Here is a 9,242-nt window from a genome sequence, read left to right as displayed (position 1 = left end):
TTGGGGGGGGCCCCCTGACCCGCTCGGTGTGGGCACCCGGTTGGGCAGGGGCGCTAGTGGTCGCCTGGGGGGGCGCGGGGGCGGGCATGTCCGCCGCGTCGCAGGCCCGCAGGCTCAAGGGGCCCCACGAGCTGAGCATCGTCGTCTTCGAGCGGGGCCACTTCACCTCGTACTCCGCCTGCGGCATCCCGTACTGGGTGGGCGGGGACGTCGAGCAGCGGGACGACCTCATCGCCCGTACGCCCGAGGAGCACCGGGCCCGCGCCATCGATCTGCGGATGCGCACCGAGGTGACGGAGATCGACGTCACGGGACAGCGGGTGCGCGCCGTGGACCGGGACAGCGGCGAGGCGTCCTGGACGGGCTTCGACAAACTGGTGATCGCGACGGGCGCCCGCCCGGTCCGCCCGGATCTTCCGGGGATGGACTCCGCCGGTATCCACGGGGTGCAGACCCTGGACGACGGGCAGGCGCTGCTGGACTCCCTGGACCGGGCGCGGGGCCGGCGCGCGGTCGTCGTCGGCGCGGGTTACATCGGTGTCGAGATGGCGGAGGCGCTGCTGAACCGCGGCTTCGAGGTCACGGTGCTCAACCGCGGGGCTCAGCCGATGGCGACGCTCGACCCGGACATGGGCCGTCTCGTGCACGAGGCGATGGACGGGCTCGGCATCACGACGGTGAGCGGCGCCGCGGTCACCGAGATCCTCACCGGCCCCGACGGCAGGGTCACGGGCGTCGCCACGGACGCGGAGACCTACCCGGCCGATGTGGTGGTGCTGGGGATCGGCGTCACGCCGGAGACGACGCTGGCCGGTTCGGCGGGCCTCCCGCTCGGCGTCCACGGCGGCCTGCTGACGGACCCGTCGATGCGTGTCACTGGCTACGACAACATCTGGGCTGGCGGCGACTGCGTAGAGGTCCTGGACCTGGTCTCGGGACGCCTGCGCCACATCGCGCTCGGCACCCACGCCAACAAGCACGGCCAGGTCATCGGGGCGAACGTGGGCGGCGGCTACGGGACGTTCCCCGGAGTCGTCGGTACGGCGGTGAGCAAGGTCTGCGACCTGGAGATCGCCAGGACCGGGCTGCGCGAGAAGGACGCGAAGGCGGTCGGGCTGCGGTTCGTCACGGCGACGATCGAGTCGACCGGCCGGGCGGGCTACTACCCGGGGGCGCAGTCGATGACCGTGAAGATGCTCGCGGAGTACCGCACGGGCCGGCTGCTCGGCGTGCAGATCGTGGGCCGCGAGGGGGCGGCGAAGCGCGTGGACATCGCGGCGGTGGCGCTCACCGCGCGGATGACCGTGGACCAGATGACGGCACTCGACCTCGGCTACGCCCCGCCGTTCTCACCGGTCTGGGACCCCGTCCTGGTGGCGGCCCGCAAGGCGAACGCGGCGGTACGGGCGGCAGGCTCCGCCTGACGTACCGCCGCGCGAACGCGGTCAGCGCGCCGTCTGCGTGTGCACGTACTCCACGAGGCGGGTCAGCGAGTCCGGGTCGGTCGTCGGCATGACGCCGTGGCCGAGGTTGAAGACATGGCCTTCGAGACCGGCGGCGGCGTCGAGCACCTCGCGGGCCTTGGCCTCCACCGTCTCGGTGGGCGCGAAGAGGACCGCGGGGTCGAGGTTGCCCTGGAGCGCCTTGCCGGGGCCGACCCGGCGTGCGCCCTCGTCCATGGGGACCCGCCAGTCGACACCGACGACGTCCGCGCCGGCCTCGCCCATCAGGCCGAGGAGCTCACCGGTGCCGACGCCGAAGTGGATGCGGGGCACGCCGTACGGGGCGACGGCGTCGAAGACCTTCGCCGAGGCCGGCATGACCGAGCGCCGGTAGTCGGCGGGGGCCAGGGCGCCCACCCAGGAGTCGAAGAGCTGGACCGCGGACGCCCCCGCCTCGATCTGGACCTTCAGGAAGGCGCCGGTGATCTCCGCGAGCCGGTCGAGCAGGTCGGCCCAGAGCTCCGGGTCGCCGTACATCATCGCCTTGGTGCGCTCGTGGTTGCGGGACGGGCCGCCCTCCACGAGGTAGCTCGCGAGAGTGAACGGTGCTCCGGCGAAACCGATGAGCGGAGTGGACCCCAGCTCGGCGGTGAGCATGCCCATGGCCTCGGTGACGTACGGGACGTCCTCGGGCGTGAGATCGCGCAGCCGGGCCAGATCGGCGCGGGTACGGATCGGCTCGGCGATCACCGGGCCGACGCCGGGCCTGATGTCGAGGTCGATGCCGATGGCCTTGAGCGGGACGACGATGTCGCTGAAGAAGATCGCGGCGTCGACCTTGTGGCGGCGGACGGGCTGCAGCGTGATCTCGGTGACGAGCTCCGGCATCATGCAGGAGTCGAGCATCGCGATGCCCTCGCGGACCTTCAGGTACTCGGGAAGCGAGCGCCCCGCCTGGCGCATGAACCAGACCGGGGTGTGCGGCACGGGCTCGCGTCGGCACGCCTTGAGGAACGCCGACTCATGGGTGGCGGATGACTTCGTCTGCTGGCCCGAGGGGCGATCGTTGGCACTCACGTCAAGAATCTTCGCACGAAGCCGTAAGGAGCTTGTGCCGCCCGGGTGTCCCTCCCTGCGCGAGGCTCCGGTTCCGCCTACTCTTCCCCGCATGGCTCCGGCTCAGGGACAATATTCCGATCATTCCGATGGCGCTGACAGCAAGGACAGTACGGAGGAGGCATCCGTCCCGCCCGCGTTCCGGTCGGCGGTCGACGCGTTGCGCTCCGCGCGGCTGCGCCCAGAACTCGAGGTCGAGCCGACGAAGCCGCCTCAGCGTCTCGCTCCGCACGCGTACGCCCTGGAGGCGGCGGTCGTCGACGGCGAGGACGATCTCGCCGACGGCCGTCTCGTACTCCTTCACGATCCGTCGGGACACGACGCCTGGCAGGGCACCTTCCGTCTGGTGACGCTCGTGCGGGCTGAGCTCGAGCCGGAGATGGCGGCCGACCCGCTGCTGCCCGAGGTGTGCTGGTCCTGGCTGACGGGGGCCCTGGACGCGCGCGGGCTGTCGTACGGGGAGGCAGGCGGCACCGTGACACGTTCCGGATCGCACTACTTCGGCGCGCTCTCCTCGCGCCGGCCCGAGACCCAGATCGAGATCAGGGCCTCCTGGACGCCCCGTGAGGGGCGAGGCGGGGCGCCGGACGCGGCGGCGCACCTGGTGGCGTGGGGGGATCTGCTCTGCCAGATCGCCGGACTGCCGCCGTCGGGAATGTCCGACGCGACGGTGGTGACACTGCCTCAGCGACGCGGACCCCAGGTTTCGTAACACTGCGTCACATTGCTCGCACATGCACCGGCTCTCTTTTCGTACAATCGATCGCGCGTCCTATTTGCCCGAATTGTTACTCACCAAATCGTGATCTTCCTCTAAAGGAGGACGGGTCTGCTGCCGAAGAGGTCAATGACCCTTCAAGCACGGTTCGCCCCGGCTTCATCCCCGAGCCGGCCCGTCCCGCCACTCCCCAGGAGGCCTGGTGTCCGTTCTCCTCGAGCAGCCCGCAAGCCTGGTCGCCTACCGCCCGAACAAGCCGACGGCCATGGTCGTCGTCGCCGACCCCCGTGTCCGTTCCACCGTCACCCGGCACCTGTGGGCACTCGGAGTTCGTGACGTCATCGAGGCGTCATCCATCGCGGAGGCCCGTCCCCGAATCGGCAACCCGCGCGACATCTGCGTTGCCGACGTCCACCTGCCCGATGGTTCCGGGCTGACCCTGCTGTCCGAGACCCGAGCCGCGGGCTGGCCGAACGGCCTTGCCCTCTCCGCCGCCGACGACATCGGTGCCGTACGCAACGCCCTCGCGGGCGGCGTGAAGGGCTATGTCGTCACCGGCACCCGTACGAACATCGGCCACCCCACCCGCCCCGGCGTCGCACCGATCGGAGCCAATGCCGCCCGTATGCACCGTCGGCCTCCCGGTTCCCCGAGCCACCCGGGCGGCTACCGCGAACTGTCAGGCCGCGAGGTGGAGGTGCTCCGCCTGGTCGCCGAAGGCCAGTCCAACAAGGCCATCGGCGTCTCGATGGGCCTCTCCGCCCTGACCGTCAAGTCCCATCTCGCCCGCATCGCCCGCAAGCTCGGCACCGGAGACCGCGCAGGAATGGTCGCCGTGGCCCTGCGAACGGGCATCATCCACTGACCGCCACTCCCCCGGCCGCCACGTGCACGGATGCGGCCCCGGCTGGAATACGTGCATCAGCGCCCGTCGACGGATCATTCCGTCGACGGGCGCTGTGCATACACAGATACCCTTGACATGTGACCGACGCCCAAGAGACCGCAGAAGACACTTCACTGCGAACCACCGGGGGCGCTCCCCCGGACGACGTCGCCCCGGCGCCGATCCCCTTGCTCGAACCGCGCGAGGGCATTCCCCCGGTGGTGGCGTCCGACGACGCCCTCGCCCAGGTGGTCTCCGCCTTCGCCGCGGGCACCGGCCCCGTGGCCGTCGACGCCGAGCGTGCCTCCGGGTACCGCTACGGCCAGCGCGCCTACCTCGTACAGCTGCGCCGCGAGGGCGCGGGCAGCGCCCTGATCGACCCGGTCGGCTGCCCGGACCTGTCCGGGCTCGGCGCCGCCCTGTCCGACAGCGAGTGGATTCTGCACGCCGCGACCCAGGACCTCCCCTGTCTGCGCGAAATAGGCATGGTCCCGACCGGGCTCTTCGACACCGAGCTCGCCGGCCGGCTGGCGGGATTCCCCCGCGTCGGCCTCGGCGCGATGGTCGAGAGCGTGCTGGGTTACGCGCTGGAGAAGGGGCACTCCGCCGTCGACTGGTCCACCCGCCCCCTTCCCGACCCCTGGCTGCGCTACGCCGCTCTCGATGTCGAGCTGCTGATCGATCTGCGCGACGCCCTGGAGGAGGAGCTCGACCAGCAGGGCAAGCTGGATTGGGCGCGGGAGGAGTTCGAGGCGATCGCCTCGGCGCCGCCCGCGCCCCCGCGCAAGGACCCGTGGCGTCGTACGTCCGGTATGCACAAGGTGCGCCGCCGCCGTCAGATGGCCGTCGTGCGGGAGCTGTGGAACACCCGGGACCAGGTCGCGCAGCGCCGTGACATCTCCCCCGGCAAGATCCTCGGCGACGGCGCGATCGTGGAGGCGGCGCTGGCGCTCCCGCTCACCGTGCAGGCCCTGACCGCCCTGCCGGGCTTCGGCCACCGCATGGGCCGCCGTCAGCTGGAGCAGTGGCAGGCCGCCATCGACCGGGCCAGGGCACTGCCCGAGTCCGAGCTCCCGCAGCCGGGCCAGCAGCTCGCGGGCCCGCCGCCGCCCCGCTCCTGGGCGGACAAGGACCCGGTGGCCGCGGCCCGTCTGTCGGCGGCCCGTGCCGCGGTGACGGAGCTCGCCGAGCGGCTGAACATGCCGCAGGAGAACCTGATCACGCCGGACACCGTGCGCCGGGTCTGCTGGGAGCCGCCCCAGAGCATGACGCCGTCCTCGCTGGAGGACACGCTCGCCGGTTACGGGGCGCGACGCTGGCAGATCGGACAGGTCGCCCCGCTCCTGTTCCGGGCGCTGAGCACCGAAGCCTGATCCCGCCCCTCCTCGAACACCGACACCCCCGGCCGGCCGGCCGGGGGTGTTCCGCTGTCCCGGGTGGACACGGGAGGGGCAGGACCACCGTCGCAGAGGATCGAAATCACGCCAGGTTGACGGCGTCGCGTGCTTGCGGACGGACGGGCGGGATGATCACTGCCCGTGACCGCCGAACGCGTCCGGGCGTGTGACGTTCACCGCTCCGGTGGTGGGGGGTGGGCAGTCTGGTTACCCGCAAGTAGCATGTGGGAGGCGGCGCACTTCCCGAGCGCGCCCCGCAGCAGTGCCACCCCGCACCCTGGAGGAGAGCCACCGTGCCTCGTACCATCCGGGACGTCGTCTTCGTCGATGGCGTCCGCACCCCGTTCGGCAAAGCGGGCCCCAAGGGCATCTACCACGAGACCCGCGCCGACGATCTCGTCGTGAAGGCCATCCGGGAGCTGCTGCGACGCAACCCGGATCTGGACCCCGCGAAGATCGACGAGGTCGCCATCGCGGCGACCACGCAGATCGGCGACCAGGGCCTGACGCTCGGCCGTACCGCCGGAATCCTGGCCGGTCTGCCGCAGTCCGTCCCCGGTTACTCGATCGACCGCATGTGCGCGGGCGCGCTGACCGCCGTCACCTCGACGGCCGGCTCCATCGCCTTCGGCGCGTACGACGTCGTCGTCGCCGGTGGTGTCGAGCACATGGGCCGCCACCCGATGGGCGAGGGCGTGGACCCGAACCCGCGCTTCGTATCGGAGAAGCTGGTCGACGAGTCCGCCCTGTTCATGGGCATGACCGCCGAGAACCTGCACGACCGGTACCCCACGATCACCAAGCAGCGCGCCGACGAGTACGCGGTGCGTTCGCAGGAGAAGGCCGCCAAGGCGTACGCCGACGGCAAGATCCAGCAGGACCTGGTGCCGGTCTCCGTGCGCCGCACCAACGCCGAGGCCGGTGAGACGGGCTGGGGCCTGGTCACCGCCGACGAGCCGATGCGTCCGGGCACCACGATGGAGTCCCTGGCCGGTCTGAAGACCCCGTTCCGCGCCCACGGCCGCGTGACGGCCGGTAACGCCGCAGGTCTCAACGACGGCGCCACCGCCTCGCTGCTCGCCGCCGAGGACGTCGCCCGCGAGCTGGGCCTCCCGGTCAAGATGCGCCTCGTCTCGTACGCCTTCGCGGGCGTCGAGCCGGAGGTCATGGGCTACGGCCCGATCCCGGCGACCGAGAAGGCCCTGTCCAAGGCGGGCCTCTCCATCTCCGACATCGGTCTCTTCGAGATCAACGAGGCGTTCGCCGTGCAGGTGCTCGCCTTCCTGGAGCACTACGGCATCGCCGACGACGACGCCCGCGTGAACCAGTACGGCGGAGCGATCGCCTACGGTCACCCGCTGGCCTCCTCCGGTGTGCGTCTGATGACTCAGCTGGCCCGCCAGTTCGAGGAGCAGCCGGAGGTCCGCTACGGCCTGACGACGATGTGCGTCGGCTTCGGCATGGGCGCGACGGTCGTCTGGGAGAACCCGAACTTCAACGGAGGCAACAAGTGAGCTCCACCACTGAGCTTCTGAAGGGTGCGGCCGAGCTGTTCCCCGGCGAGGTCGTCACCCAGGCGCACGTGCGCCACCTCGACCTCCCGGCGGGCGCCGGCAGGTTCGCGCTGATCACGCTGGACAACGGCCTGGACCACACCAAGCCGACCACCTTCGGACCGCAGTCGCTGGCGAACCTGAACGCCGCCATCGACCAGGTCGAGAAGGAGGCCGCGGACGGCGCGATCACCGGTATCGGCATCACCGGCAAGCCGTTCATCTTCGCGGTCGGCGCCGACCTCAAGGGCGTCGAGCTCCTCAAGGAGCACAAGGACGCGCTGGCCATCGGCAAGGGCGGCCACGACGTCTTCCGCCGGCTCTCCGGTCTCGCGGTCCCGACGTTCGCCTATTACAACGGCGCCGCCATGGGCGGCGGTGTCGAGGTCGGTCTGCACTGCTCGTACCGCACCGTCTCCAAGGCGCTCCCCGCCTTCTCGCTGCCCGAGGTCTTCCTCGGTCTGGTCCCCGGCTGGGGCGGCTGCGCGCTGCTTCCCAACCTGATCGGCGCCGACCGCGCCGTCACGGTGATCATCGAGAACTCGCTCAACCAGAACCGCCAGCTCAAGGGCAAGCAGGTCTTCGAGCTCGGGATCGCCGACGCCCTCTTCGACGGCGCCGACTTCCTGGAGCAGTCGCTGATCTGGACCGCGTCCGTGCTCAACGGCACGGTCACGGTGGAGCGCCCCGACGTCGACCGCGGTGACGCCTGGGACCAGGCCGTCGCCCGCGGCCGGGCCATCGCCGACTCCAAGGTGCACGGGGCGGCCCCGGCCGCGTACCGCGCGCTGGACATCATCGCCGCGGCCAAGGACGGCGACCTGAGCGCCGGCTTCGACGCCGAGGACCAGGCCCTCGCGGACCTGATCATGGGCGGCGAGCTGCGCTCCGGCATCTACGCCTTCAACCTGGTGCAGAAGCGCGCCAAGCGCCCGGCCGGTGCCCCGGACAAGGCGCTGGCCCGTCCGGTCACCAAGGTCGGCGTCGTCGGCGCGGGCCTGATGGCCTCGCAGCTGGCGCTGCTGTTCCTGCGCCGCCTGGAGGTCCCGGTCGTCCTCACGGACATCGACCAGGCGCGGGTCGACAAGGGTGTGGGCTACGTCCACGCCGAGATCGAGAAGCTGCTCGGCAAGGGCCGCATCAACCAGGACAAGGCCAACCGCCTCAAGGGCCTGGTCTCCGGTGTGCTGGACAAGGCCGAGGGCTTCTCCGACGCCGACTTCATCATCGAGGCCGTCTTCGAGGAGATCGGCGTCAAGCAGCAGGTGTTCGCGGAGGTCGAGGCGGTCGCTCCGGCGCACGCGATCCTCGCCACCAACACCTCGTCCCTCTCGGTCACCGAGATGGCGTCGAAGCTGAAGAACCCCGAGCGGGTCGTCGGCTTCCACTTCTTCAACCCGGTCGCGATCCTGCCGCTGCTGGAGATCGTCCGCGGCGAGCAGACCGACGACGCCTCGCTGGCCACGGCCTTCGGTGTCGCGCGCAAGCTGAAGAAGACCGCGGTGCTGGTGAAGGACGCCCCGGCGTTCGTCGTCAACCGCATCCTGACCCGCTTCATGGGCGAGATCCAGAACGTCATCGACGAGGGCACCCCGGTCGCCGTCGCCGAGAAGGCCGTCGAGCCCCTCGGTCTGCCGATGTCCCCGCTGGTCCTCCTGGAGCTGGTCGGCCCGGCCATCGGCCTCCACGTCTCCGAGACCCTGAACCGCGCCTTCCCGGAGCGCTTCACGGTCTCCGAGAACCTGGCCGCGGTCGTCAAGGCCGGCAAGCGCGGCTTCTACGTCTACGACTCCGGCAAGCCGGAGCTGGACCCCGAGGTCGCCGCACTCCTGAAGCAGGGCGATGTCGTCCTGACCGAGGAGCAGGCCCGTGACCGCGTCCTGGACGCGGTGGCGCAGGAGATCGGCCTGATGCTGGACGAGGGCGTCGTCGCCGAGGCCCAGGACATCGACCTCTGCCTGATCACCGGCGCGGGCTGGCCCTTCCACCTGGGCGGCATCACGCCGTACCTGGACCGGGCGGGCATCTCCGAGCGCGTCAACGGCAAGAAGTTCCTGGCACCGGGCGTGGCGAGCGTTCCCGCGTAACGTCCCTGGCGCCAGCAGGAACGGATACGCGAGCGGGCCGTAC

Annotated in this window: 7 protein-coding genes; 6 read left to right on the top strand and 1 reads right to left on the bottom strand. The window is 70.9% G+C overall.

Going from position 1 to position 9,242, the window contains the following annotated elements; translation table 11 throughout:
- Positions 1 to 56: 56 nt before the first annotated feature.
- A complete protein-coding gene (locus tag ACFWSK_RS09655) occupies positions 57 to 1,424 on the top strand; it encodes an FAD-dependent oxidoreductase (RefSeq protein WP_383783352.1) in 1,368 nt (455 codons plus the stop codon).
- 21 nt (positions 1,425 to 1,445) lie between these two features.
- On the opposite strand, the gene hemE is transcribed toward ACFWSK_RS09655, so the two are convergent.
- A complete protein-coding gene (hemE, locus tag ACFWSK_RS09650; RefSeq protein WP_383783314.1) occupies positions 1,446 to 2,519 on the bottom strand; it encodes a uroporphyrinogen decarboxylase in 1,074 nt (357 codons plus the stop codon).
- A 91-nt stretch (positions 2,520 to 2,610) separates the two neighbouring features.
- Here hemE and ACFWSK_RS09645 point away from each other — a divergent pair, with 91 nt between their 5' ends.
- The 5 genes from ACFWSK_RS09645 (at position 2,611) to ACFWSK_RS09625 (ending at position 9,199) form a co-directional block, all read left to right on the top strand.
- Positions 2,611 to 3,270, top strand: a complete 660-nt coding sequence (locus ACFWSK_RS09645) for a DUF3000 domain-containing protein (RefSeq protein WP_383783313.1) — start codon at positions 2,611 to 2,613, stop codon at positions 3,268 to 3,270.
- 208 nt (positions 3,271 to 3,478) lie between these two features.
- Positions 3,479 to 4,141 carry a response regulator transcription factor gene (locus ACFWSK_RS09640; protein ID WP_185297704.1) on the top strand — a complete coding sequence of 221 codons (663 nt, stop codon included), beginning with the start codon at positions 3,479 to 3,481 and terminating at the stop codon, positions 4,139 to 4,141.
- Positions 4,142 to 4,260: 119 nt separating this feature from the next.
- A complete protein-coding gene (locus ACFWSK_RS09635) occupies positions 4,261 to 5,535 on the top strand; it encodes an HRDC domain-containing protein (RefSeq protein WP_383783312.1) in 1,275 nt (424 codons plus the stop codon).
- A gap of 317 nt (positions 5,536 to 5,852) precedes the next feature.
- Complete coding sequence (locus tag ACFWSK_RS09630; protein ID WP_328906474.1) at positions 5,853 to 7,073, top strand: acetyl-CoA C-acyltransferase; 1,221 nt, start codon at positions 5,853 to 5,855, stop codon at positions 7,071 to 7,073.
- Positions 7,070 to 9,199, top strand: a complete 2,130-nt coding sequence (locus ACFWSK_RS09625; protein ID WP_383783311.1) for a 3-hydroxyacyl-CoA dehydrogenase NAD-binding domain-containing protein — start codon at positions 7,070 to 7,072, stop codon at positions 9,197 to 9,199. The genes ACFWSK_RS09630 and ACFWSK_RS09625 overlap by 4 nt, the downstream gene beginning before the upstream one ends.
- Positions 9,200 to 9,242: the final 43 nt, after the last annotated feature.

It is taken from the genome of Streptomyces sp. NPDC058620 (genome assembly GCF_042717135.1).
Classification (GTDB): domain Bacteria; phylum Actinomycetota; class Actinomycetes; order Streptomycetales; family Streptomycetaceae; genus Streptomyces.
The sequence above is the reverse complement of the archived record's forward strand: the minus strand, read 5'-3'. Positions and strand labels throughout refer to the sequence as shown.

Excerpts from the sequence above, each read along its gene's own strand:
- ACFWSK_RS09645 (WP_383783313.1), top strand. The coding sequence starts at position 2,611 with ATGGCTCCGGCTCAGGGACAATATTCCGATCATTCCGATGGCGCTGAC.